The organism is Roseateles sp. (assembly GCF_031397715.1).
In the GTDB taxonomy this organism is placed as follows: Bacteria; Pseudomonadota; Gammaproteobacteria; order Burkholderiales; family Burkholderiaceae_C; genus Paucibacter_A.
Map to the genome: position 1 here is coordinate 1 of NZ_JANNMI010000150.1, position 25,175 is coordinate 25,175.

Here is a 25,175-nt window from a genome sequence, read left to right on the forward strand (position 1 = left end):
TTCTGTGCTCCTCACCCACAAATCCGGTTTTACTCCCCCCGGCTGGCGGCCAATCGCTTTGCGGGGGGCGCGGGGCGCGCTCCACCCGGTTCCTGGCGATGCGAAGCGAGCCGTGTTCTTTGGAAACCCCTTCTGCATGGGTGAGGAGCGGAGAATTTGCCGGGCGTCGCGCAGCGACTTCAAGCACTGGTTTCGCGCCCCTTGTTTGAACGCAGCGTAGCGCAGTGAGTTGGGCGCGGCCTGGCAAATTCGAGCATCCGAGCGGACCCGCAGGGCCATGCGGCAGGGTCGCCTTCTCTTGCCTCCTTCTCTTGGCGAGACAAGAGAAGGGGGTCGCCCGCCGGGGCGAACTCCCGGCATCGTACGGAAAGACGCGATTTGGGAGACCTGACCATCAGCCCGGAAGACCCTCAGACCGGCATCAAACCAAGGCCATCAGACCCACCAAGCCCAAGCCAAGCGCCGCCAGCGCGTCACCGGCGATCAGCCCACCACCGACCAAGGAGGTACTGCTCATATCTTCCGGCAAGTCCAAGTCGCTGGACTTGGCCTTGGGCTTCAAGCTATTGATCAAACTCGACGCCACCCCACCGGCCGCGAACCAGGCCGAGGTCGGCAGGTTGACGAAACCGCCAAAAGACGAGGCATAAGGGCTGGGCAAGAACACCGCGTCAAGGCAGAAGTCAACGCTGAAACCGAGCTTGCCGCTGGCCACATACCGGCGATAGACAGCGTTGGATTTGATCAGCTTGCGCAAGACCTCGGTCACCAGGCCGATCGCCATCCCGATCAAGATCGCCGTGGTCTGAAATGGCTTGGGCTCGGTCAAGGTGCTCAACACGCCGACAAATTTGTAGGTCATCGCCGAGCTCCATTGCGTCGGCACCTGCTCGGCGCTCATCACCGTCTGATCCAGTTTCAGCACCGGGTACGCCGCCATGAAGACATGCGCAATCGCCACCGCCAGCACCGCGCCAAGCAAGATGCCCGCCACTTGGAAGCGGAACTGAATCGTCCGGTTGGTGCCCAGGCGCCAGCCGGTCGAGCGGTCCTGCTGCATATCGCCGGCCACGCTGCTTGAGATGAAGACCACACTGGCGACCATCAAGCCCAAGACCGGGTCGCGCAGGCCAATCGCGGCCAAGATCAAGACCGTCACCACAAAGGCCGAGGAAATCGGGTTGGAGTCGGTCAGGCCCAGCGAGATGCCGTTGACGAGCGCAAACACATAGACCAAGGCCACCGCGATCAGCATGTAGTGCAGCGGTTCATTGAAGAACTGCATGCCCGCCACCACCGTGGCCACCGTCCACACCGCCACCCAGCTCAGCAGACGCGGCAGGCTGGCGCGTGGGCCGGTGCGCTGCTCCTCCGGCACGACGGTGCGCGTACCCGGATCGCGCAGGCGCGCGACGGCCCGCCACAGGATCAAGCTCATATCGATCACCGCCGCACCCAGAATTAGCCCCAAGGCGATCAGGAAAGCGATTTTGCGGAACGGCTCGCCGTCCTTGAGCCAGCCAATGCCGATGAAGTAAGGCGCTAGCGCCCAGAACACCAAGCCGCCGATGAGTGCCGGCAGGCCGACCCGCGCGCCGACGATCAAGCCGGCACCAAAGGTCGACATCGACAGTTCGATCGCACCCAAGGCCGCGATCTTGGCGGCCCCAAAACCGCCCGCCATGCCGGCCGCCATGCCGCCGAACAAGCGCGATACCGATTGCCGCAGCAGCACCGGGTCGGTCAGCGCACGCAAGATATTGGCGACCGCCAGCCCCGAGGGGAACACCAGTTGCATGCGCTCGACCAGGATCGGTGTGTACAACATGCCGATGCCGGCGGCCATCATGCCGATGCACAACATATAGGTCACCAGCTGCCAGGCGGGTGGTTGCGGCATGCCCATCCAAGTCATCGCTTGTATCAAGGTACTCATCGCCATCATGCCGGCCACCGAGGCGGCGGTGGTCTGGATGTAGTTGGCGCCGTGTTTGCCTTCGCCGCCATAACCAAAGGTGACGACGGAACCCAAAATGCCGGCCAAGACCTGACCGCCGACATAAAAACCGATCGAGAAATTCATGAAGGCGGCGGCGATGCCGCCCAGCGGCCCGAGCACCAACATGCCGACGGCGGCCAGCAAGCCGTAATAGCCGGCCGAGCCGACCGGCGGCAACCAAGCCCAGCGGCGGGTATCGGGCGAACTCTGTTGGTCTAGGCTGATAGGGGGCATGGCGAGCAAAATAAAAGGCAATGGCGCGCACTGTAGCCGTCGGTACACAATCCAACCATGCGTGAAGACACCCCCCCGCCTGTTTCCCCAATCTCGGTCGCCATCCTGAGCTTTGATGGCTTCAATGAGTTGGACAGCTTTATCGCACTGGGCCTGCTGAACCGCTTGCGGCCCTTGGGCTGGTCGGCGGAGCTGTGCGGCCCTGGCCATTCAGTCACGTCGATGAACGGCGTTACCGTACAGCTGCAGCGCCCGCTGGAATGGGCCAACGCGGCCGACGTCGTGTTGTTCGGCTCTGGCATCTACACCAGAGCGATTGCAGCGAACTCGGCGCTGCTGGACCGCCTGCAACTTGATCCCTTGCGCCAGCTGATCGGTGCGCAATGCTCGGGCACCTTGCTGCTGGCACGCTTGGGCCTGCTCGGCGATATGCCGGCCTGCACCGATTTGACGACCAAGCCTTGGGTGGTCGAAGCGGGTGCTCGCGTGCTGGACGAGCCTTTTCACGCCCGCGGCCCGGTCGCCACCGCCGGCGGCTGCTTGGCGTCGCAATACCTGGCCACCTGGGTGATGCTCAAGCGTGCTGGCGAAGCGGCGACCCGCGCGGCACTGCATTACGTCGCGCCAGTGGGTGAAAAAGACCTCTACGTGGAGCGCTTGTTAGCGCGAGTGAAGCCTCATCTGTTCTAGACCCAGCTCCCTAGTCAAACGCCTCCAAGGGCCAATCCGCTTGGCCGCCCGCGCAACTGCGGTTAGCCTATAAGCTAAAGCCCGAGGAGACCGCATGAACCAAACCTTGCAAGAACGACTGCACCTGACGCTGGAGCTGCAGCGCAGCGCCTTCCGTGCCGAGATGAGCCCGAGCTTGGCGGTACGGCTGGACAGGCTGCAACGTCTGCGGGCCATGACGGCCAAATTCAGCGAGGCATTGGTGGCGGCCATCTCCAGCGACTTCGGCCACCGCGCGCCGCAAGAAACCATGTTGGCCGACATCTTCACGGTCGAGTCGGGCGCCAAACATGCGCAAAAGCATCTGAAAGCCTGGATGCGCACACGCCGCATGCCGACCGCCCTGCACTACTTGCCCGCCAGCAACCGGCTGATGCGCCAGCCACTCGGTGTGGTCGGCGTGGTGTCGCCCTGGAACTACCCCTATTACCTGGCCATGGCCCCGGCCTTGGCCGCACTCGCCGCCGGCAACCGGGTGATGATCAAACCGTCGGAGCTGACGCCGGCCACCTCGAATTTGATGGCCAAAATGGTCAGCGAATTCTTTGCGCCCGAGGAAATGCAGGTCATCACCGGCGACGCCGACGTTGGCCGCGCCTTCACCCAGCTGCCCTTTGACCACCTGTTCTTCACCGGCTCGACGGCGGTCGGCCGCCATGTGGCGCAGGCCGCTGCGCAAAACCTGACCCCGGTCACGCTGGAGCTGGGCGGCAAGTCTCCCGCGCTGATCGACCGCAGCTGCAATCTCAAACTGACCGCCGAGCGCCTCGCCTACGGCAAGCTGCTGAATGCCGGCCAGACCTGCGTGGCGCCCGACTACCTGTTGGTGCCCAAGGAAATGGTCGAGCCGCTGGCCGAGGCCATTGTCCAAGCCATGCAGCGCTTGTACCCCAAGCTGGAAAGCAACCCCGACTACAGCAGCATCGCCGCCGAGCGGCATCTGACGCGGCTGCAAGGCTTGCTGAGCGACGCCAGGTCGCGGGGCGCACGCCTGCTGCCCACCCACCAAGAAACGATGACCGGCCGCAAGCTGGTGCCGCACTTGCTGCTGAATGTGACGGACGAGATGGCGGTGATGCGCGAAGAAATCTTCGGCCCGCTGCTGCCCATCGTTGGCTATGACAGCGTTGATGAAGCGTTGGACTACATCAGCCAGCGTGAACGGCCCTTGGCGCTGTATTGGTTCGGCCAAGACGCGTTGACGCAGCAGCGCGTGCTCGAACAGACGCATGCCGGCGGCGTCACCATCAACGACTGCATCTGGCATCTGGGCCAAGAGGATCAACCCTTCGGCGGCGTCGGCGCCAGCGGTATGGGCAGTTATCACGGTGAATGGGGCTTTCGCACCTTCAGCAAAGAAAAGCCGGTCTTCAGCCAGGCGCGCTTTGCCGGCACCAAGCTGTTCTACCCGCCGTACGGCAAGACCTTCACGGCGCTGTTGAACCTGATGAAGAAGATCGCATGAAGAGACGTAGCCTGTTGAAGTTAGGCCTGGGCAGCGCCGTGCTGCTGGGGCTTGTGGGCGGCGGCATGGCGCTGCTCAAGCCCGGCTTGGTGGACGGCCATATGAGTCCGTCGGCCCGTGAGTTGATGCGGGCGGTGGCCTTGAGCGTGATGGACGGGCTCTGGCCCGCCGAGGGACCGGCCCGAGACGCGGCCATGCAAGCGCAGCTGGACCGGGTCGACGCCAATATCGGCGGCTATCCGGCGGCGGTGCGTGCCGAGCTGTCGCAGCTGTTTGCCCTGCTGGGCAGCAGCGGCGGCCGTTTGGCGCTGATCGGCATGAGCCAAGATTGGCCGCAGGCCAGCGCGGCCGAGATTCAGAAAGTTCTCAACCAGTTGCGTCTGTCCAGCCTGGACTTGCGCCAGCAGATTTATCACGCGCTGCGCGACCTCAACACCATTGCCTTCTTCACCGCGCCCGAGCATTGGGCCAGCACCGGCTACCCCGGCCCGAGAGAGATTCCATGAGTTCTATCGCTGACCCGATCAAAGCAGGCCTGGCACGCGGATGGAAGGTGTTGGGCCATGGCCATGGCGCCTTGCCGGCCAGCCTGGATTGCGACGTCGCCATCATCGGCAGTGGCGCCGGCGCCGGCATCACGGCCGAACTGCTGGCCAAGGCCGGGCTCAAGATCATCATCATTGAAGAGGGCCCGCTGCGCTCCAGCTCCGACTTCAAACAGCGCGAGTCCACCGCCTACGCCGAGCTTTATCAAGAAGGCGCCGGGCGCAAGAACGCCGACCAGTCGATGAACATCCTGCAGGGCCGCTGCGTCGGCGGCAGCACCACGGTCAACTGGACCGGCTCCTTCCGCACCCCGCCCGATGCCTTGGGTGCCTGGGTCAAGGAGTTCGGTTTGAGCGACTGCAGCCCAGAGAAGCTGGCTCCCTGGTTTGAGCAGGTCGAGCGTCGCCTCAATATCAGCGACTGGCTGGCCGAGCCCAATGGCAATAACGACGCCTTGCGCCGGGGCACGCTCAAGCTCGGCATTCCCAGCAAAGTGGTGCAACGTAACGTCAAGGGTTGTTGGAACCTGGGCTCCTGCGGCCTGGGCTGCCCAACCAATGCCAAGCAGTCGATGCTGGTGACCACCCTCCCTGCCGCCTTGGACCTGGGCGCCACGCTCTTGGTGCAGACGCGCGCGCAACGCTTGGCGCTGCAAGGCGACGCCGTGCAGGCGCTGATCTGCCAGCCGGTCGGGCTGGACGGCTCGGCTAACGGCCCGGAGCTGCGCATCACGGCACGGCACTTCGTCGTCGCTGGCGGCGCCATCAACTCGCCCGCCTTGCTGCTGCGCTCCAAAGCCCCCGACCCCCATGGCCTGCTCGGCAGCCGCACTTTTTTGCACCCCACGGTCGCCAATCACGCGCAAATGCCCGCGCCGGTCGAAGGCTGGGCCGGCGCACCCTTGAGCGTCTTTTCAGACCATTTTCTGCATCAAGGCCCGGTCGATGGGCCGATCGGCTACAAGCTGGAAGTCGCGCCCGTGCACCCCGGTTTTGCGATGACCAATCTGGGCGGCGTCGGCCCGACGCTGGCCGAGCGCGCCCAGCTAATGCCTTATGCCAACGTGATGATTGGCCTGCTGCGCGACGGTTTCCATGCCGACTCAAGCGGTGGCCAAGTCAGCTTGAAGAGCGACGGCAGCCCGCAGCTGGCCTACCCGCTGAACGCCTACTTGCTTGACGGCGCCCGTCGTGCCCACCTGAGCATGACCGAGATCCAGTTCGCCGCCGGCGCCAAGAGCGTGCGGCCCGTGCATGAAATGGCGCGCGACTACAGCTCCTGGGCCGAGGCCAAAGACGCCATCAACCAACTGCCCTACAAACCCTTCCTCACCACCGTCGGCAGCGCCCATGTGATGGGCGGCTGCCGCATGGCAGCCGACGCGGGGCGCGGCGTGGTGCGGCCGGACGGCCAGCATTGGCAGCTGAGCAATCTGTCGGTGCATGACGGTTCGGTCTTCCCGACCAGCATTGGCGCCAACCCGCAGGTGTCGGTCTATGGGCAGGCGGCGCGGATGGCGACCGGGCTGGCCAAACGGCTGGCGGACAGGGACGTGCTGCTGGGGTGACGGGCTGGGTGAGCGCAGAGCCTGCGTTGACGCTGATCGCAGAAACTTCGCTACCATGGCGCATGACGTTAGCTGAACTTACAGGACTGGCCCTGGCCGGCATTGCCCGGCTTATCACCGGCGCCCAAGGTCATTGGAAGGGCTGCCCGCCGATGGCCGAGCAGCGCATTTACTTCGCCAACCACCAAAGCCATTTCGACTGGGTGTTGATCTGGGCCGCGCTGCCGGGCGACTTGCGCGCCCAGACCCGCCCGATCGCGGCGCGCGACTACTGGACCAGCAGCCCGTTGAAGCAATGGCTGACCAGCGCAGTGTTCAACGCGATCTATGTCTCGCGCACCCGCTTTGATCCAAAAAACGCACCGGATGAAGACCCACTGGAGCCGCTGGTCGACGCCTTGGCCGACGGCGACTCGTTGGTGATCTTCCCCGAGGGCACGCGCTCGAACAAGGGCGAGCCGCAGGCCTTCAAGGCCGGCTTGTTCCATCTCGCCGAGCAGTTTCCCCATGTCAAGCTGATCCCAACCTGGATCGACAACGTGCAGCGCGTGATGCCCAAGGGCGAGGTCGTGCCGGTGCCGATTCTGTGCACGGTCACCTTCGGCGCGCCGATGCAGTTGCTGCCGCAAGAAGACAAGCGGGCCTTCCTCGACCGCGCCCGCGCCGCTGTTCTGGCGCTGCGCCCGGATGGAGGTCGGGCATGAACTGGGCCTGGCTCAGCGCGCCCAATCCCTTGAGCGCATGGACACCGTCGCAGCAGGTCGGCTTGTTGTTTGTGTTGCTGTTCGGCGTGCTGCTGCTGACCAGCATCGGTAGTTTCTTGAACGGCCTGCGCGAAACCGGCGACGACCACGCCGCGGTCGAGAGCCAACGCCGGCGTCAACGTTTTTCCCATGAGTTGCGGCTCGCCTGGTTTGGTTCCAGCATCTTCTGGCTGGCCTGGGTGGCGGGGCCGATCGGCGCCACGCTGCTGTTCGGCAGCTTGTCCTTTTTGGCGCTGCGTGAGTACATCACGCTCTTGCACACGCGGCGCGGCGATCATCGCAGCCTGCTTTTGGCCTTCTTTGTGATCCTGCCCATGCAGTACGCCTTGACCGGCGGGCGCTACTTCGATTTGTTCTCGGTGCTGATTCCGGTCTACAGCTTTCTGGCCATTCCGGTTGTCAGCGCCTTGGCCGGCGACCCGGCGCGTTTTTTGGAACGTAACGCCAAAATCCACTGGGGCATCATGGTCTGCGTCTACGGCCTGTCGCACGCGCCGGCGCTGCTGCTGCTGGAGTTCCCCGGCTACCTGGGGAGCGGCGCCTTTTTGCTGTTCTTCCTGGTGGCCGTGGTCGCCTGCGGCCAATCGGCGCAACTGACGGCGAGCCGGCGCCTGCGCACGCGGCCCTTGGCACGCCAAATCAGCCGTGACTTTTCCATCCGCGCCTGGTGGATTGGCGCGATCGCGGCCGGCCTTGCCGGTGGTGCCTTGTTTTGGATCACGCCATTCAAGGCCCCGCAAGCGATGCTGATGGCCTTTGTGGCGTCTGGCGCCGGCAGCTTTGGCGGGCTGATCATGCAGGCCTTGAAGCGTGACGCGGGCGTGCACAACTGGGGCAATCTCAGCGCCATCACCGGCGCCGTCGGCCTGCTCGACCGCATCGCCGTACTCTGTTTCGCGGCTCCGGTGTTCTTCCATTCGGTGCGTTGGTATTTCGAGCTGGCGCTGTGAGGTTTGTGGGCGGTGCGGGCAATGCCCGTCGTGGCAAAGCCTTGCTGCCACCGGCTGGTCCTGCAATGGTGGTGCGCTGCTTGCCGGCTCCCCCTCGAGGACCGGAATCCATCAGCTCCGTTCGGACGTAATTATTTTGTCGGAGTCACTCTCGGCCGCCCGCTCGTTCAGCAACCGATGCGCGCCGCGCAGCTTGGCCGCGGGCCATTGCGCCAACAGCAACAGCCCCGCCATCAGCCACAACGGCGCTGCGCTGACGCTGACCGCTGCCAGCAGGCCAAAGCCGACCGGCATCGCCACCGTGGCGCCGTTGGTGGCCACCATGCGCAAGCCCAGGGCCTGACCCTGGCGGTCGGCGGGCGTGACCTGGTGCAGCATCGCCATCACCATCGGCTGCACCGAGCCCAGCGCCAGGCCCAGCAGGGCCGAGCCCAGCATCAGCCCCGGCGTGCCGGGCAACCAGGCGTAGACGGCCAAGGTGGCGGCGGCCATCAGCATCGCCACTCGCAGGGCCTTCACCTCATCTAACTGTTTAGACCAGCGGATGATGGCCAGGCGCACGACCATCGCCGCGACCGCAAACGAGGCCAGCACCAAGCCAATGCTGGACGCACTCAGCCCCTTGGCATGGCCGATCACCGGCACCACAAAGCTGTGCGCGTCCCAGGCCGCTGCCAGCACGACGTTCATCAGCAGCAAATAGCGCAAGGCCGGTTGGCGCAACAAGTCCCAGGCCGGCTTGGCAAGGCTGGCCGCACTCTGGGCTTTGGGCGTATGGCGCGGCAGCTTGATAATCAATAGCCAGGCCAATATCGGCAGCAGCACAGCCAGCGCGAAGGCAGCACGAAAGCTGACGAAGTCAATCAACAGCCCCGCCGCCACCGGCGCCAAGGCGTTGGACATCGCCGGCCCCAGGGCCATCCAGCCAAAAACGCGCTTGAGCTCAGAGGGCTCGTCGGCCATCTGGCCCGCCTCACGCTGCATCGCCACGGCCGCCACGCTGAGCGCACCGCCACTGAGAAAGCAGCTCAAGCCTATGGTCCAAAGGCCTTGCCCGGCCAGCGCTACCAAGGCGCCAATCAGCGCCATCAGCACCGCGATGCCGACGGGACGGTGCAGGCCGTAACGGTCGGCTTGGCGCCCCGCCCACATCGCCAGCAGCATCGGCGCTACCGCAAACAGGCTCAACAAAACGCCGACCGCCCATTCACCATAGCCTTGATGCAACACCCACAAACTGGCCGCCACCCGCGTCACCGCCATGCAGGCGTGCAAGGAAATCAAGCCGCCGATCAGCCAGGGGAAGGCGCGCCGCAACTGGGCCGCTGGGCTGGCTTCGTTCAAGACCTTTCCTCATCGGCAATGCCTGGCATCCCCAGCAGCGCCTGCGCCGCCTCATCCGGCAGCGCCTCCACATCCTTGAGCTTTCGCGTCATCGCCCGTGTGCGGGTCTCGGCCAGATCGATGCTGTTGCTGGCCTCGTCGAGCTTCTTCTTGGTCTTGGCCAAGACCTCGCCGAATTTGCCGAATTCGGTCTTGACCGCGCCCAGCACCTCCCAAACCTCGGCCGAGCGCTGTTCCAGCGCCAGCGTGCGAAAGCCCATTTGCAGGCTGGTCAGCGTGGCCAACAAGGTGGTCGGGCCGACCAGCATCACCTTGAACTCGCGCTGCAAGGCCTCCAGCAAACCGGGCCGGCGCAGCGCCTCGGCATAGAGGCCTTCGGTCGGCACAAACAGCATGCCAAAGTCGGTGGTGTGCGGGGGGGCGATGTATTTGTCGCGGATGGTTTTGGCCTCGGCGCGCAGCCGGGTCTCAATCGCCTTGCTGGACTGCTCGACACCCACGGCATCGGCGCGCTCCTGCGCATCGAGCAAGCGCTCGTAATCTTCACGCGGGAACTTGGCGTCGATGGGCAGCCACAAGGCGGTGCCATCGGCCCGCTGGCCCGGCAGCTTGATGGCGAACTCGACCCGCTCATTGCTGCCCGGCACGGTCACCACATTGGCGGCGTATTGCTCGGGCGTGAAGACCTGCTCCAGCAGGCCCGCAAGCTGCACCTCGCCAAAGATGCCGCGCGTTTTGACGTTACTCAGTACCCGGCTCAGACTGCCCACATCGCGGGCCAAGCCCTGCATCTCGCCCAGGCCCTTGTGCACCTGTTCCAGCCGCTCGGCCACTTGTTTGAAGCTCTCGCCGAGGCGCTGCTCCAGCGTCGCATGCAGCTTCTCATCGACGGTGGCGCGCATCTGCTCCAGCTTCTTCTCGTTGTCTTGCTGGATCAGGCTGAGCCGCTGCTCGACGGTCTGCGCCAGCGCCCGCAAGCTCTCGGCCAGGGTTTGCGTTTGACGCTGCGCGGCCAGGTCCTGCGCCTCGCGGGCGGCCAGCGCCTGTGCGGTCTGCGCCTGGCTGCTCTGACCCAAACCGCTGCTCAAGGCTTGTTGAAATCGCGCCAGGCTTTGTGACAGCTCCTGGCGGGTGGCGCCGGCGCTGCGGGTCAGCTCATCGCGTAGTTCGCGCTCCAAGCGCTCATTGGCTTGCTGCAGGGTAGGCAGCAAATCGGCGTCGCTACGCGACTGGCTCGCCAAGCGCCTGACTTGCAGCCACAGCAAAAAAATGCCCAACATCAGCAGGCCCAAGGCCGCCAAGCCCATCACTTCGAAAACAGTCATGGCCTGATTGTCTCAGCTGTGCCGGCCTGCAAAGCAGCCAGCGTGCGCGCCGCAAACCCGCGGGCATTCCCTGGCCGAAATGCAAGCTTGAGCCGGCAAGACAAGATCAGCAGCCTGGAATGGATGATAGAAAAAGAGTTGCGCCAAGCGCTGCCAACCTTGATCGCCCCAAGATGAGACCGACGGCCAAGGAAAGACTGTGGACAGGCGACGCTTCGTCGCCGCGTCAAACCAGCACGTCGGCAAGCGGCCGGCGCAGCGATTGCAGCAGCGCTGGGGCATGAACAAGCGGCGGCGGCTGCATGGAGGACCGGGGCGCCTGAAGCGCCCGCTCAGCGCAGCGTCACCTTCGCCCCGTCGACGAGTTTGCTGTCCGGGTAAACAATCACTTGCGTGCCAACAGTGAGGCCCTCCTTGACCCAGGCGCTGACCCCATTGCGGGCCTGCACGCTGACTTGCCTGAGATGGGCGCGGCCTTTTTCAACCACAAAGACCCCCACCCGCGAGCCGATGGGAAACAGCGCGCTGACCGGCACCATCACGGCGTTCTCCTGCACCTGCACCAACACGCGAACGTCCACCTTGAAGCCGTCGCCCAAGGCCGCCGATTGCGCGGCCGGGGCCGTGATGTCGAGCACCACATTGACGCGCTGCTCCTCCACGCCCAGCGCCGACACCTTGGTGAACGCGGCCGGCTCGACCCAGCGCACCCGGCCGCTGAGTGCTTGACTGGGCGCTTGCGCGCCGCCCCAGTTCAATAATTGCGCGGCGTCGCCCGGCTGCACTTGGGTGGCATCTTCGGTCAGGATGTCCACCACCACTTCCAGCTGGCTTGGGTCGCCCAGTTCGACCAGGCCGGTGCCCGCCGACACGCTGGCCTCGCTTTGCTGCAAGACCTTCAAGACCTTGCCGCTGACGGGGGCCTTGACGGCAAAGCTGGGTTGCGCGCCGCCGAGTGGCGCTTGGCGGTACGGCTGGCGCGCGGCTTGCGCCTGTTCCAGCTCGTGGCGGGCGGCGTTTTCTTCTTGCCGCGCGCTTTCCAGCTCTTGCGTGCGCTGGCGCAGATTGAGCCGGCCGGTTTCGTTTTGGGTGGGCGAGATGAAACCCTGCTGGGCCAGCGCTTCGCTGCGCCGCAGCTCCACCTGCGCTTGATCCATCGCCGCCTTGGCGCGCCCCACATTGGCCTGGGCACGGGCCAGCGCCGCCGACATGGCGCCGACGCGCGCCGCTTGCTCGGCGCGCGCTCGCTCGTCCAGCAAACCCGGCGCCATCGGCCACAGCAGAGCCACGGTCGCGCCTTCAAGCACGCTGTCGCCCTGTTTCAGCAGCACCCGGCCAACCCGCCCGGCCAGCGGCGCAGAGACGATGAAACGCTCGCGCACGCGGGTCTGGCCATAGTCCTGCACCGCACGCTCGAAGCGGCCCTGGGTCACGGCGGCCACTTCCACCGTGACCGGCTTTGGCATGAAGGCCCACAGCAGCAGCAGCGCCAGCAGCAGGCCTACGCCAGCCATGATCAGATTGCGCTTGAGCTTTGACTTGGGCGCAGGCCTTGGCTTCGGCGTTGGCTTCGGCGTTGGCTTCGTCGTTGGTGGCGCTGCCGCAGCAGGATCGTTGGGGCTATTGCTCATATTGATTCCAAAAGTGGCAGTTTCATTCACGCGTCTTCAGCACCGCGACCAGGTCCAGCGCGTCGACGCGCCGGCGCACGATGAAGGCGCTGACCGCACCGGCCAGCAGCACGCACAGCGCGGAGAAGGCGTAGGTGGCGGGCGTGATCACAAAGGGGAAATAGAACTCGTCGGTTTGAATCGCTGTGACAATGCCGCTCGCCAACAAATAGCCCAGCAACATGCCCAGCGGTAGGGCCAGCGCGATTTCAATCGCCAACTCGCCCAGCAAAATGGCCGAAACTTCGCCGCGCGTGAAGCCCAGCACGCGCAAGCTGGCCAGCTCCCAGCCGCGTTCGGCCAGCGCAATGCGGGCGTTGTTATAGACCACGCCGACGGCGATCACGATCGCAAAGGCGGTCAGCACCGAGCTGACCATCAGCAAATTGCCCACGGTCACGTCCTCGATGTTCTTGGCCATGGTTGCTTTGCTGATGACCATGGCGACGCGGGGCAAGTCCTTGAGCCGACTCAGCAAGGCGGGCTCAAAGCCCCGCTCAATTGCCACGGTGAAGCTGTTCACCAAAGCCCCTTCACGCAAGAGCTTGTTCAGGCTGGCCCGCTCCAGATAGGCATTGAGTCCCAGCATTTCATGCACGGTGCCGCTGACCGGCAGCTCCAGCACCGCGCGCCTGCCCTCCTGCATTTCCACCCGCACCAGGTCGCCGATCTTCAGGCCCAGCTTGACGGCCAGGCGATCCGTCAACAGCAGCCCGTCGCGCGGCGCCGAGTAAGCATGGCGGTTCATATCCACGATGCGGTTCAGCTCGGGCTGTGCGGCCTTGCCGGACAGGGTGCCGCGCCAGCTGTGGTGGCCGTTCACCAGCCGCACCGGCACGCTGCGCATGCCCTCCACTGCCGTGACATGGGGCAGCTTGGCTGCGGCATACAAAACACTGGCAGGGGTGGCTTCCAGCAGGGCCACCACCACATCGCCGCGCAGCGCTTGGCTGAACTGGGTGTCCATCAGCACCGCCACCGAGTCGCGCATAAAGGCGCCGGTAATCACGATGGCCATCGAAAGGGCCACGCCGAACACCGTCAGGCTGCTGCGCAGCGGCCGGCGCGCCATCGTGCGCAGCACCATGCGCAGCGCCGGCGAAAGATTCTTTTGCAAGCCCCAACGCTCGATCAGCATGGGCTTGTAAATGCCGGGCGACGGCGCGCGCATCGCCTCGGCCGGGGCTAACTGAACGGTTGCGCGGATGGCGCTGACGGTGGCCAAGACCGCCGCGCCCAGCGTCACGAACACGGCCACCAGCACCAGATCGGGCCGCAGCCGAAAGCGCATGTCCGGAAAGCGAAATGATTCCGCGTACACGCCCACAAAAAGCTGGCCCAACACGGCGCCCAGGGCGAGGCCCAGCACAAGACCCAGCGCCACGATCAACAGCAGCAACTTCAAGTAGTGCAAGCCAATGGCCAGGTTGTCGTAGCCCAGCGCCTTCAGGGCGGCGACCTGCTCGCGCTGCGTCGCGATCTGCCGACCCAGCACCACATTGAGTAAAAAGGCGGCGACTGCCAAAAAGATGCTGGGCAGCACCGTGCCCATCACGCGCTGCTGGCTGATTTCTGAGTTCAGCATCGCATTCGACATCTGCAGGTCGCGGCCATGCGCATTGCTGGCGCCATAGCGCGCCAGCAGGCGGTCCAGCTGATCAATCACCGCGCCTTCGCTGGCGCCGGGCCCCAAGCGCACGGCCACTTGATTGAAGGCTCCCTCCATGTTGTAGGCGGCCGCCAGTGTTTTTTTGTCGACCCAAAAAACGCCAAAGCCGCGCTGATCGGGCGAGCCGCCTAAGCCGGCAAAAATGTATTCCGGCGACAGCGCAATGCCGACAATCAGCAGCTGCTCGCGGGTGCCGTTGATCAGCGCCGTGACCGAATCACCGGGTTTGAGCCCGCGCGCCTGGGCGAAACCTTCCGACACCAGCGCCTCCATCGGGCCTATGCTGCTACCACTGCGGGCGGATGAGAGCATGCGCCCGCTGCGCAGATTGAGCTTGTTGAGCCGGGGTGGTACGACAGGGTCCAGCCCCAGCAGCAGCCCGACGATGGGGTCCGCCACATTGGCAATGCTGACCGGCACGACCTGCGCCTGCGAGGTTTCCACATGCGCCGCGCCGGTCATCGCCTGCAGCTGCGGCTCTAGCGACAGTGGCGCGCGCTTGAGGGTGGCGAACACATCGGCAAAGCGCGCGTCGACGTAGTACAAATCGCGTGACCAGGACAGCGCGTCATAGGCGCTGAAGCTGGTGATGAAGCCCGCCACACCGCTGGCCACCACCAGCGCAATGGTGAGCGCCTGGCTCCACATCAGCTTCAAGTCGCGCAGCAGCTTTTTGTCCAGCGTCTTCATGCAAGCTGTTTCACCACGTCAGCTCGGATGGCTGCAGCTTGTGCGCATTGACCTCAATCCGCTGCACCCGCCCCTCGCCCAGATAGAACACCCGGTCCGCCATACCGGCAATCGCCGCGTTATGCGTGATGACGACGGCCGTGGTGCCGAGATCGCGGTTGATGTTGGCGATCACCTCCAGCACCAGCTTGCCGGTCACATAGTCGAGCGCGCCGGTGGGCTCGTCGCACAGCAGCACATCGGGGCGCTTGACGATGGCGCGGGCAATCGCCACCCGCTGCTGCTCGCCGCCGGAAAGCTGAGACGGAAAGTGATCGACCCGCTCCGCCAGCCCCACCAGCGACAGCGCCTCCAAGGCGGGCATAGCATTTGTCGCAATATCGGTCACCAGCTCGACGTTCTCGCGCACCGTCAGGCTAGGAATCAGGTTGTAGAACTGGAACACAAAGCCGACATGCTCGCGCCGGTAGGCGGTCAGCTCGGTCTCGGTTGCGGCCGTCAAATCCTGCTCGGCAAACTGCGCGCTGCCGCTGCTGGGGCTGTCCAGCCCGCCCAGAATATTCAACAAGGTTGATTTGCCGCTGCCCGACGGCCCCAGCAAGACAATGAACTCGCCCTTGTAAATCGTCAGATCGACATCCACCAGCGCGGTCACCGTCACCTCACCCATTTGATAGGTTTTGGCCAGTGACTTGGCGACAAAAATGGCAGTGCCTTGGGGCGGCCCGTCGGCTTCGCTAGTTTGGGCTTCGCTGGCCTGGACTGTGTCGGTTTGCATCAGGCACGACTTTGCCCGGACGGCTGCAAGCTGGTCTGTTCGCTATCAGACATTGGCAAGTCAAGCAAAATGCGCGGCTCAGCTCGCTCCTTACCAGGCCTCTCTCATGTCCGCACCCGGCTCACTGCGTTTTTGCACCCAAGCCTTCACCATCACCGACGAGCAAGCAGCCATTCAGGCCTCGGGCGAGCGCGCCATCCTGATTGAGGCGGCGGCCGGCACCGCCAAGACCACCTCGCTGGCGCTGCGCATCTGCGAGGTCTTGGCGCGCGGCGCCACACCGCGCCGCATGTTGGCGCTGACCTTCACGCCCACCGCCTGCCTGGCCTTGCGCCGCGCCTTGCAAACCGTGGCCGGCGACAGCCTCCCGCACAAGCAGGTGCGCATCGAGACCTTTGATGCCTATGCCGCCGGCGTGCTCAAGCAGGTCGAACAAGTCAGCGGTGATGTGGCCCCGGTCCCGGTGCGCCAATTGCACAGTGCCGAGCAGGCCAGGGCTTATGTGTGGGGCGCCGTCGACGCCGTCGCCGACAACCCGGCCGAGCGCTTTGCCGACGAGCTGAGCCTGCCCTCGCATGGCGCCGAATCCTATGTAGGCGAGTTCCTGCGCCGCACGCAAAGCATCAAGGGGCGTTTATTGCTGGAGCTGAATCCCCCCGAACAGGGCGACAGCCCCGACTACGCGGCCGACGAGCTGGGCCTGGACTACAGCCTGTTGCGGGTGCTGCGCGCCTATGAACATCTGCGCCTGGACTCCGGCTACGAGCAGGCCAATTTCCGTTTGCCGCTGGACGCCACCTATGACCTCGCCCGGCTCTTGCGCTCGGACAGCATCAACAGCCCGGAAGAGCTGCCGCTGGGCCAGTTCGACGGCATCTTCGTCGACGAGATGCATGACTGCAATGAGGCGAAGTTCACCTTGATGCGCGCTCTCTTGCACAACCCCAAGGTCTACTTCTGCGCCGTCGGCGACCGCGATCAGGTCATCCACCAGCATTTTGGTGCCGACGCCCGTTTCATGAGCCGTGCGCTCGACACGGAGCTGGGCCGCAAGCTGCAGCGGCTGCCGCTGTCTCTAAGTTTTCGCTACGGCCCCAAGTTGGCCGGCTGGATGGCCAAGCTCAGCGCCAAGCCGATTGCGGCGCGGCGCCAGTGCGACACCGAGTTGCTGGCGGTCGCCTGCGACGCGGCCGGTGGGCCGACCACAGCGGCCGCCGTGGTCAGCACCCTGCAGGCCTGGCGCAGCGAGCAGCGCAGCCCCGATGTTTACAGCGACTGCGCGGTGCTGCTGCGGCGCGAGTCGCAGTCGGTGCTGCTGGAGAACGCCTTGCACGCGCACGACATCCCGTATCAGTGCATGGGTTTTGTCAGTTACTTGCACAGACCCGAAGTGTTGTTTGTGCGCAGCGTTTTTGCTATCGCCAGCGGCCGGCTCGACACATTGGGCGGTGCCAAGACCCGCCGCCTGATCCCCGACGCGCTGTTCGAGATGACGCAGACCCCGCCGTTGAAGGCCGACGATCCCGATTTCCAATCGGTCGAGGCTTTTCTGCGCGAGGCGCGCGCGCAAGCGGCCGACAGCGAGCAGGTGGTCGCCTCGATCTTCAATCAACACATCCTCGACTGGGCGCCGCCGCAGGTGGAACAACGGCTGCAGCGAGCGCTGCAGGTGGTGCGAGACGGCGGCGACTTCGCGGCCTTTCTGACGGCGCTGGAGATGGCGCGCTTCGGCCGCGATGTGTTCGTTGAAAAGGAGCGCCGCGACGAGCTCACCCGCCATATGCAGGGCCTGCTGGCGGCGTCACGTGACTATGCCAGCGTGCTCGATTTCTTCAAGTCGCTGCAGGCGCAGGACGAGGCGCAGGCCCAGCGCCTAGCGGCGCATGCCGAAGGCAAGGTGCGCTCCAACAAGCGCCGGCCCGCCATCACGCTGGCCAGCGCCGCCCACGTCAAGGGCCTGGAGTTCGAGCATGTGCTGCTGCCCTACCTGACTCAGGGCGTATTCCCGGACGCGCAGGCCGAGGCGGCCGGCGAGCGCAATCTGTTTTATGTCGCCGCGACCCGGGCCAAGCGCCGGCTGACCTTGTTGGTCAATGCCGAGCGGCCGAGTGTGTTTGTGCCGGCGGGCTTGATCGCGCAGCTGTAGGCTGAGCGCGGGCCTTGCGGCGGTTCATGGCACTGGGCATAAGTTTGCTGCTCGGGCAGCACTGACGACTCCACCAACGCAGACCATCATGCCCAAGATTCCTGCGATCAACCCCTTGCTTCAAGCCTGGTTGTTTGAAGGCCCGCTGTCTGCCCAAGTTCCGGCATACGTCGAGCGCCTGCGGCGCGGCTGCCTGAGGACGTACGTCAATCACGTATGCGGTGCGGCGCTGTCGGACGGGGCCTTTCGCCCATGTCCGACTTGGAGCCGCCCCGCTGAATTTCGGCGTGCTCTTCAATGGCAAATTGGCTCGCACGCACCTATCTCGTTACGTTGCACACAAATGCACACGAACAGTTCATGGACCTTTACATAGCTTCACCGGCCCGCGGTCCTCACTCGACGGCGTGCGAGCGTTGAAAGGTTGCGGCGGCCAATCCAGGCATGTCGCCCAGATCAAGGAGATCAGATCCATGAAAAGTCGCCACTTCATTCTCACCGGCCTGTGCCTGGCCGGCGCCTTGCTGACCGGCAGCGCGATGGCCCGAGGTCAGGACGATGTCCGCTGGTCCGTCACCGTCGGCAGCGGGTCGTCCGGCTACCACCACCCACTTCCGGTGTATGTACAGCCTGCCTATGCGGCCCCACGATATCGGGGCCACTATCAGCAGCCGACGCGTTGGGACCGCGATGGCGACGGCCTTCATAACCGCTATGACCGGGTCTACAACCCGAGATGGGATCGCGACGGCGACGGCGTGCCCAACCGTCACGACCGCACCTACAACCCGAGGTGGGATCGCGACGGCGACGGCGTGCCCAATCGGCATGATCGCCATCCCCATCGCGCGGATCATTGGGGGCGTTGAGACATAGCCGCCCCACCTGGGCGGGGTGCCGGGTACGCCGGCCCCGCTGTGCGCTCGGAGACAGACCGGCAGCGCGCACAGTTGGCTGAATGAATACCATCCGAAAAATGAAAGCCGCGCTCTTTGTCGAGCCTGGACGCATCGTGCTGGACGACAAGCCGATGCCTGACGTCGGCCCGCTCGACGCGCTGCTGCGGGTGACGACGGTCCAGTGACTGCTAAGGCCGGTACCGGCTATCCGACACGACGCTGGTTGAGTGACCGGCGCAATTCCTGAAGCTGAAGTTGGTCGGCCGTGATGTCGTCTCCGGCGCCGCCCACCAGCGATGGCACTTAGTTGTGCCGAATGGCGCGGCGTGAAATGGCTCAGCTTGAAGCCCTTGAACGTCGAAGCCATCCAGGTCTTCAGGTTTCCCAACGTCGTGGTCACCGCCAGGAAACGGTGATGCTGGCCAGCGGGGCGGCGGTGCAGCGCATGAATTTGCACCTGGACGTGGACGAGGACGTGGACGAGGACGAGGCGCTCGGCCTGGTTTTACCCGGCGCGCGCTCAGCGCCCCGGCGTGTCCCAAGGCAACTGGCGGGTCAGCAGGATGTGCAGCAGGTTGTCTTGAAAGTTGATGTTGCTGGTGAGCTGGTCGTGGCGCTCGCACAGGAAGAAGTAGTAGGCGATCGGCAGCACCGCTTCCTCGTGCTGCGGGGCACTCGCGTCCAGGGTTTCGCGGGCCAGCAATGAGGGCTTGGTGACCCGGCCATCGCCGGGCTCCAGCATCAATTCGTCGAAGCGCACACCGGGCCGAGGCGATGTCAGCTCGCTCGGCTTGAGCCGGGTGAAGCTTCGGCCCGCCACGGTCTCCACTGCCAGCTTGGCCGGCGTCGGCGCGCAGTTGCCGCCAAACAGCACGTAGCGCACGGGCGAGGCGGGCTCGGGGGTCGAGAGCATCCACGCCAGGCGCCGCGCACGCTCCAGGCTGTGGGTGAACTGCCGGCGCAGGGCGGCGAGCTTCACCTCACCTTCGGCCGCAGCGTCGCTCTGCGCGGTGACGCGCGCGGCCACCTCGGGGTCGTACAACGCCCAGCCGAGACGCTGCCAGGTGGCGGGGTCGTAGAGGTCGTCATGCAACGCTTGGCCCGCGCTGTCGACGCCCCATTCGGCCAGCGGATGCGGAAACAGCTGGTAGGCCGACGGCATGCTGGCCACCACCTCGGGCGGCATGCGCTTGAACCCGATCGGTTCGCCCCGCAAAAATCCATGCAGGGCCGAGACCGCGCCGAAGTTGGGCGTCCCCAGCAGCACCAGCTTGCGCACTCGCTCGGTGCCATACAGCGAGATCAAACTGGGCTGGCCATCCAGCACATCGTGCGGGCCGTAGCGCAGGTAGTAGCGCGCCACGATGCCGCCCATGCTGTGGGCGACGATGTCGACCCGCAGGTCGGGCTTGCCGTAGTCGCGCCTGATCTGCTCAATCAGCGCATCGAGAGCGGCGGCATGCTGGACGTTGTCTTGCCGCCAGTCGTAGGCAAAGACGTAGTAGCGCCGCTCGCCCGGTGGCACCGCCTGGCCAGGGCGGCCGGGACGGTAGCCGCCGAAGCGGGCCAGGGTGTCGATGAGGGGGCCGTAGAAGTCGATGCCGAGCACGCGGTCGGCCAGGTCAAAGGCTTCGAGCGGACTCGCTGCCGGCTTGCCTTCGCGGTTGGGTCCGGGGTCGAGCGCGAGCTCACGGTAGTCGGAGAACAGCACGCGCTGCCAGTCCCCCGGCCACACCTCCTCGCCGCTGTGTGGCTCACGCAGCTTGGAGCCGAACAGGCCAGGGATGACGATCACCGGCGTGGCATCGACCTGGGCCTCGGCACTGCTGCGATAGATGCGCTCCAGGTCCGGCCGCATCGGCGCTTGGACGCAGCCGCTGAGCAGGGCCAGCGCTGCCAGCGCGGCCGGCAGGTCGAGTCTCCGTTTGCCGTTCAAGCCAGCGCCGGGCGCGGCAGTTCTATGGAGTGCCAACACAGGGGAAGGTGGTTCCGGAGAGGGTGTGGGCGCAGTATAGGTGCGCGTCGGCAGGTTCAGCGACAAGCAGGGCTTCGAGCCCATCACCCAGGCGCTTCCACGCCATGCGCATGCCGCTGCTGCGGTGCCGATCTTCATGCGCGCACAGCCAGACCTCATTGGCGGACACGATCGGCCAGGCGGCGCTTGGCGACGTCGGGCTCAGGCTGTACGTCTGCGAGGCAATCAGCCGAACTGACGCCGCAGACCCTCTGCTGTCCCGCGCCGCGTCGACCTGTACGACAGCAATGCAGGGCGAAGTCTGGCGTCAACCGATGAAGCCTACCGAACGGCCGCTCGCATCGCTTCCGCACCACCCAACCGGGCGCGGCAAAGGGCCGCTGTAGCGTGCGATACATCGAGCCAAGTCGGTCGTCCATTTCAACTGAGATGGACCATGCTGCCGGCCAGCGGGGACGTTGGAGGACCCTACCCCCAACCCAAAGGCCCAGCCACGCGGGAATGCCAGATCATCGTCTCGCTTCGCGTTTGCTTTTCGTTTGCTTTTCGTTTGCTCCAAAATAGTCAACGAATGGCTGCGCCATGGGGTACGTCGAATTCGATTCGATCTCATGAACGGGATGCACATTGCTGTGCTCACCACTGTCGCCGACGATCCCCGGACCATGCTCTCAGGCGGGCTCGAACCACAGCGGCCGTAACCGCTGCGACGCTCGCACCAATGCTGTGTCGGTCATCTCGGCGCTGCTGTTCACCTTGTAGCGCAAAGATCGTTTGTCCGCGAACGCCGGGCGCCAACGGGGCCTGGGATGCTCTCAGGTACACCAAATCTTCCTGCCCAGCGGCTGCCGACGGTAAATTCCGCGACCGGGCAGTCCTGACTGAGGCTGTGTAGGAACAACTCCGCAGGGAGTTTTCAAGCACGCTGAGCCGCGCTGTTCGAGGCCAACAGCAGCTGGATGCTATTGCGTGTCGGGCGGTTGCTTGTCCCGTTTCGGCAAACGAGCCGCAAGCTGTTCTTTCGCCCACGCCAGCCCCCGCTTCGCCGCATCGGCCGTCCGCTCGGCGGCCAAGCCCGCGACTTCGGCCGCTTGCGTCTTCACGTGCTCCGCACTCGGCAAGCGCTCGCGCGTCAATGCCGCAGCCTTGCGGGCCGCGGCGAGCGCCTGCGCGGCCGCGTCACCCGCGACTACCTTCACCTGATCGCCGCTCGGCAGGTGATCCTGGGTCCAGTTCGCCGCTTGCCGTGCGGCCACATAGGCCCGCGTTGCAGCTTCACTCGCGCCGGCCTTCACCTGTTCGCTGGGCAAGCGCTCCAATGCCCAGCCGGTCGCATCGGTCAGCGCGGTCTTCGCCTGCCCGGCGGCGCCGCCGGCAAGCGTCATGGCCTGCGACCAGGCCTTGGCCATCTCGCCCGGTGGCGCGGTGGCGACCAGTTGCAGCGTGGTGGCGAGAGCCTCCTCTTCGGCGTCGCTCAGCGGCCCACCGGTCTCCAGCATCGCGCGCAGGAAAACGCCCAAATCCTTGGCGATGGCCTGGTGCTGGCAATCCGGGTTCAGATGCAAGAACTCGGCAGCCTCCGCCGCCATCGACTCGATGGAGCCCTCCGTCAGCCGCGGCTCGATTGCGGCCACCGCCTGCTCAACGAAGCTGCGATTCATGCCCCAGTCGTCCACGAGATGGCGAATCAGGAAGGCGCGTTCCGCAGCCTCGATCTCGCCATCGACCGCAGCCAGCCGAAGCGAGAGTGGCGCGATCAGGTCGAAGATCGCCAAGCCCAAGGTGTCCAGCGGCGTATTGAGGTATTTGGGGATCTCGATGACCCGCTCACCCTTGGTGTTGCCCAGCAGCCGGTAGATCCCGTAGCAGGCACCACCGGAGGCCAGTGCCGCCAGCGCCACCCATCCGATCGGCGTCGCTGATGCTCCCAGCATTCCCGCCACCATGCCGGTCTTGGCCACCGCCGCACCTGCGCCGGCAGCGCCCAGCACATCCCACACCTCGCGGGTGCGGTTGATCATGCGCAGCGAGGTGTAAGCGTCCTCGCCGATGGCCAGCCGGGCTTTGAAGCGCAATGGCTCGGCGACGACCTGTTCGACGTCGTCTAAAGATGGTGCGCAAAGCTGGGGCGGAGTGTCCATGGGCTGGTGTCGATCGCCGGTAGGGGGTGTAAGGAGACGTATAGGTCCAGTCTAGCGACATCCCTGCGCGACCGCCGGCTGCGCCGGCGCAAGGAGTCGCTCGCGAGCCACGGCTAGGCGGACCACCGTCGACTTACCGGTGTTGGAGGTGCCGCCGTCGATGGGGGCTGTGGTCGGCGCTTGACCGCTTTGCGTGGACGCCGCCATTCACGGTATACGGCCCAATGTCTCAGCTCAGCCTCTACCTCAGCAAGCGCGAAAGCCGCACCGCGTGAAGCCAGCATCTTGGGCAGTCTAGCGCCCTACTCAGGTGTCGCCGGGTCGTTGTCGGCACCGCCATGGGCCAGCGCCTGACGCGCCAGCTCTTCTTCGCTGAGCTGGGGTGCATCCTGAAGCGCCGCCATTTCTTCCAGCATTTCGGGCGTAGCCTCAGCATGGCCCAGCAGCAGGTCTTCGATGTTGGCGTGGGCGGCCTTGAGCTCTTCGTGATCGACTGGTGACGGATGCACCGGCGTCAGCGCCGGCAGCTTGACCGCAGCCAGCTCCAGTTGTTCATCGATCAGTTTGTTGAAACCGCCCTCGGGCGGCGTGTCCTGGTGTGTCATTGCAGTCTCCTTTAGATGCCCCATGTTCCGCTATTTGGAGTTCACGTGCCAGTGCGTGTCTGTTGCGAGCCGCACGGTCGACCAGCAAACAAGGTTGGTTGGGCGGTGGTGACATGGCTCACCCACTTGTTCGGTCTGTAAGGCAGCTTTCAGGTGCGGGCGAGAAATGGTAATCCCGGCCATTGTGTGCAGACCTCAGTGATGCGAAGTTCGGCGGCGCGAGCGCCCGGTTTACCGACGACGAAGGGCTTCCGAGGCATCGGCTCACTTCGCATGATTCCGCTTCACTCAAGGGAGTCAACTGGGCCGGCGTTGGCGTGATGTGATTCAGGTCTTTTCAGGCTCCCAGCCGTACGGCGACAGCGTTTCATAGAGGCCCAACTTTGTTATCGCGCCTGGATGTCTGGCTTGCAACCGCGCCAGACCGTCAAGGCGGGCATCGGAACTGAAATCGTCGGTGCGCCCGGTGCTTGGAATTATGTTGAGCGAAGTCTGTCGTTGCTCAACCAGTTGCCTGCATTGGCGCGGTCCAACGGCCAACGCGGTAACCAAACTAGCCATAACTGGGGTCACCACATCATGGCCGGCTGCGTGATTTCGACGAGAGAGCAATCCAATCCCCGCTGCGGGCACAAACCCGATTTCCAACTTCAACGGCGATCGAGTCGGCTGGCTCGATTGCCCAGCAGTTTTGGCAGCCCTGCGACCCCTTTGAAACCTCCGAAGACGCGGCGAGGGCCGAGGCGGGTGCGCAGCAAGCTATCAGCGGCCCGCCCCGGGCGCGGCTGAACGCTGTGTTGCGCCATCAACCTCGTCATGATCCATTTGGCCCAGCGCGGCCAACGCGGGTTCACACCCTGGTCACCCTACGCGGGCAAGATTGAGCCAGTCCGTCAGCATTGCTTTTTGACGGCGGCCCACATCCACCCAGGACGAGATCATGACAAGCAAATTCTTTTTCCGCGCCGCTGCGGTCGGCGTTCTGACGCTGGCTGCCGGCCTGACTTCCGCCCAGGCCGCCACCTTGGCCGCCGATGGCAGCTGGACCGAGTTCTTGGTCAATGCCGATGTGTCGCCCGCCAACAGCCTCGACTGGCTGGTCAGCTATAACGATACGAGCTTGGCACACTTCAGCTTCACGATCGCGGCCGGCACTACCGGCACGCTGACCGTCGTGGACACCGGCATCTCCGGCGACCGCTTCGTCGTCAAGAACTTCAGCGCCGCCCTGGGCGAAACCAGCGTCGGCGTCGACGGCGACCCGTTGCTGGAAGACAGCTCCATTGCGGACTTCAACAGCGCCTTGGCCAACCCCAACTTCAGCCGCGGCGTCTACACGCTGGAAGCGGGCAGTTACGACATCAGCGGCTATTTATCCAGGTCGGTGCAGCTTGATGGCAGCCCGCTGAATGTGAGCACCGGCGGCCTGCAATTGACGGTCTCGGCCGTGCCCGAGCCGACGACGTTGGCCAGCTTGTTGGCCGGCCTGTCGCTGTTGTCGCTGGCCGTGCGCCGCAAAGCCAGCAAGAACAGCCAGTCATCAAACAAGTCCTGAATTCGGAGCCCATCATCATGTTTAAAACAACTCCCCTGCTGCTGGCCTTGATGGCCGCTTTTGGCCTGAACGCGGCCCATGCCGTCACCGCTGCGCCGGCCACCATCAGCGTCAAGATCATCGG

General features: G+C 64.9%; 18 protein-coding genes and 1 pseudogene. 10 read left to right on the forward strand and 9 right to left on the reverse strand.

Annotated elements, in window-relative coordinates:
* Nucleotides 1–421: 421 nt before the first annotated feature.
* Nucleotides 422–2,233, reverse strand: a complete 1,812-nt coding sequence (locus RMO57_RS06440; protein ID WP_310385250.1) for an OPT/YSL family transporter — start codon at nt 2,231–2,233, stop codon at nt 422–424.
* A 90-nt stretch (nt 2,234–2,323) separates the two neighbouring features.
* On the opposite strand from RMO57_RS06440, the gene RMO57_RS06445 reads away from it, so the two are divergent.
* The 6 genes from RMO57_RS06445 (at nt 2,324) to RMO57_RS06470 (ending at nt 8,254) form a co-directional block, all read left to right on the forward strand.
* Nucleotides 2,324–2,923: a DJ-1/PfpI family protein gene (locus RMO57_RS06445; RefSeq protein WP_310385266.1), complete on the forward strand. Its 600-nt coding sequence runs from the start codon at nt 2,324–2,326 to the stop codon at nt 2,921–2,923.
* A gap of 94 nt (nt 2,924–3,017) precedes the next feature.
* Complete coding sequence (locus tag RMO57_RS06450; protein ID WP_310385251.1) at nt 3,018–4,427, forward strand: coniferyl aldehyde dehydrogenase; 1,410 nt, start codon at nt 3,018–3,020, stop codon at nt 4,425–4,427.
* The gene (locus RMO57_RS06455; RefSeq protein ID WP_310385252.1) at nt 4,424–4,933 is read left to right on the forward strand and encodes a hypothetical protein; all 510 of its coding nucleotides are present in this window, start codon (nt 4,424–4,426) and stop codon (nt 4,931–4,933) included. Before RMO57_RS06450 ends, RMO57_RS06455 begins: the two co-directional genes overlap by 4 nt.
* On the forward strand, nt 4,930–6,540 hold the full coding sequence (locus RMO57_RS06460) for a GMC family oxidoreductase (RefSeq protein WP_310385253.1): 1,611 nt from the start codon (nt 4,930–4,932) through the stop codon (nt 6,538–6,540). Before RMO57_RS06455 ends, RMO57_RS06460 begins: the two co-directional genes overlap by 4 nt.
* A 62-nt stretch (nt 6,541–6,602) precedes the next feature.
* The gene (locus tag RMO57_RS06465) at nt 6,603–7,244 is read left to right on the forward strand and encodes a lysophospholipid acyltransferase family protein (RefSeq protein WP_310385254.1); all 642 of its coding nucleotides are present in this window, start codon (nt 6,603–6,605) and stop codon (nt 7,242–7,244) included.
* On the forward strand, nt 7,241–8,254 hold the full coding sequence (locus tag RMO57_RS06470) for a phosphatidate cytidylyltransferase (protein WP_310385255.1): 1,014 nt from the start codon (nt 7,241–7,243) through the stop codon (nt 8,252–8,254). Before RMO57_RS06465 ends, RMO57_RS06470 begins: the two co-directional genes overlap by 4 nt.
* 111 nt (nt 8,255–8,365) lie before the next feature.
* Here RMO57_RS06470 and RMO57_RS06475 read toward each other — a convergent pair whose 3' ends face one another.
* From RMO57_RS06475 to RMO57_RS06495, 5 genes are all read right to left on the reverse strand, one after another.
* Complete coding sequence (locus RMO57_RS06475; protein WP_310385256.1) at nt 8,366–9,598, reverse strand: MFS transporter; 1,233 nt, start codon at nt 9,596–9,598, stop codon at nt 8,366–8,368.
* On the reverse strand, nt 9,595–10,923 hold the full coding sequence (locus tag RMO57_RS06480; protein ID WP_310385257.1) for a DNA recombination protein RmuC: 1,329 nt from the start codon (nt 10,921–10,923) through the stop codon (nt 9,595–9,597). Before RMO57_RS06480 ends, RMO57_RS06475 begins: the two co-directional genes overlap by 4 nt.
* Nucleotides 10,924–11,255: 332 nt before the next feature.
* The gene (locus RMO57_RS06485) at nt 11,256–12,437 is read right to left on the reverse strand and encodes an efflux RND transporter periplasmic adaptor subunit (protein ID WP_310385258.1); all 1,182 of its coding nucleotides are present in this window, start codon (nt 12,435–12,437) and stop codon (nt 11,256–11,258) included.
* A 139-nt stretch (nt 12,438–12,576) separates the two neighbouring features.
* On the reverse strand, nt 12,577–14,952 hold the full coding sequence (locus tag RMO57_RS06490) for an ABC transporter permease (protein WP_310385259.1): 2,376 nt from the start codon (nt 14,950–14,952) through the stop codon (nt 12,577–12,579).
* Nucleotides 14,953–14,962: 10 nt separating this feature from the next.
* On the reverse strand, nt 14,963–15,622 hold the full coding sequence (locus RMO57_RS06495) for an ABC transporter ATP-binding protein (protein ID WP_310385267.1): 660 nt from the start codon (nt 15,620–15,622) through the stop codon (nt 14,963–14,965).
* Between the two features lie 214 nt (nt 15,623–15,836).
* On the opposite strand from RMO57_RS06495, the gene RMO57_RS06500 reads away from it, so the two are divergent.
* The 3 genes and pseudogenes from RMO57_RS06500 to RMO57_RS06510 form a co-directional block, all read left to right on the forward strand.
* The gene (locus RMO57_RS06500; RefSeq protein ID WP_310385260.1) at nt 15,837–17,876 is read left to right on the forward strand and encodes an ATP-dependent helicase; all 2,040 of its coding nucleotides are present in this window, start codon (nt 15,837–15,839) and stop codon (nt 17,874–17,876) included.
* Nucleotides 17,877–18,349: 473 nt separating this feature from the next.
* Nucleotides 18,350–18,745: a hypothetical protein gene (locus RMO57_RS06505; protein WP_310385261.1), complete on the forward strand. Its 396-nt coding sequence runs from the start codon at nt 18,350–18,352 to the stop codon at nt 18,743–18,745.
* 89 nt (nt 18,746–18,834) lie between these two features.
* A pseudogene (locus RMO57_RS06510) lies at nt 18,835–18,951 on the forward strand (NAD(P)-dependent alcohol dehydrogenase); the annotation flags it as partial.
* Nucleotides 18,952–19,295: 344 nt separating this feature from the next.
* Here the strand turns inward: RMO57_RS06510 and RMO57_RS06515 are convergent.
* The 3 genes from RMO57_RS06515 to RMO57_RS06525 form a co-directional block, all read right to left on the reverse strand.
* Nucleotides 19,296–20,711 (reverse strand): lipase/acyltransferase domain-containing protein, encoded by a 1,416-nt coding sequence (locus tag RMO57_RS06515; RefSeq protein ID WP_310385262.1) that lies wholly within the window; start codon nt 20,709–20,711, stop codon nt 19,296–19,298.
* 1,001 nt (nt 20,712–21,712) lie between these two features.
* Entirely contained in the window at nt 21,713–22,825 is a 1,113-nt protein-coding gene (locus RMO57_RS06520) for a hypothetical protein (RefSeq protein ID WP_310385263.1), read from the reverse strand.
* 368 nt (nt 22,826–23,193) lie between these two features.
* Entirely contained in the window at nt 23,194–23,496 is a 303-nt protein-coding gene (locus tag RMO57_RS06525; RefSeq protein ID WP_310385264.1) for a hypothetical protein, read from the reverse strand.
* Nucleotides 23,497–24,436: 940 nt separating this feature from the next.
* Between RMO57_RS06525 and RMO57_RS06530 the strand changes: the two genes are divergently transcribed.
* Entirely contained in the window at nt 24,437–25,051 is a 615-nt protein-coding gene (locus tag RMO57_RS06530; protein ID WP_310385265.1) for a PEP-CTERM sorting domain-containing protein, read from the forward strand.
* Nucleotides 25,052–25,175 lie beyond the last annotated feature (124 nt).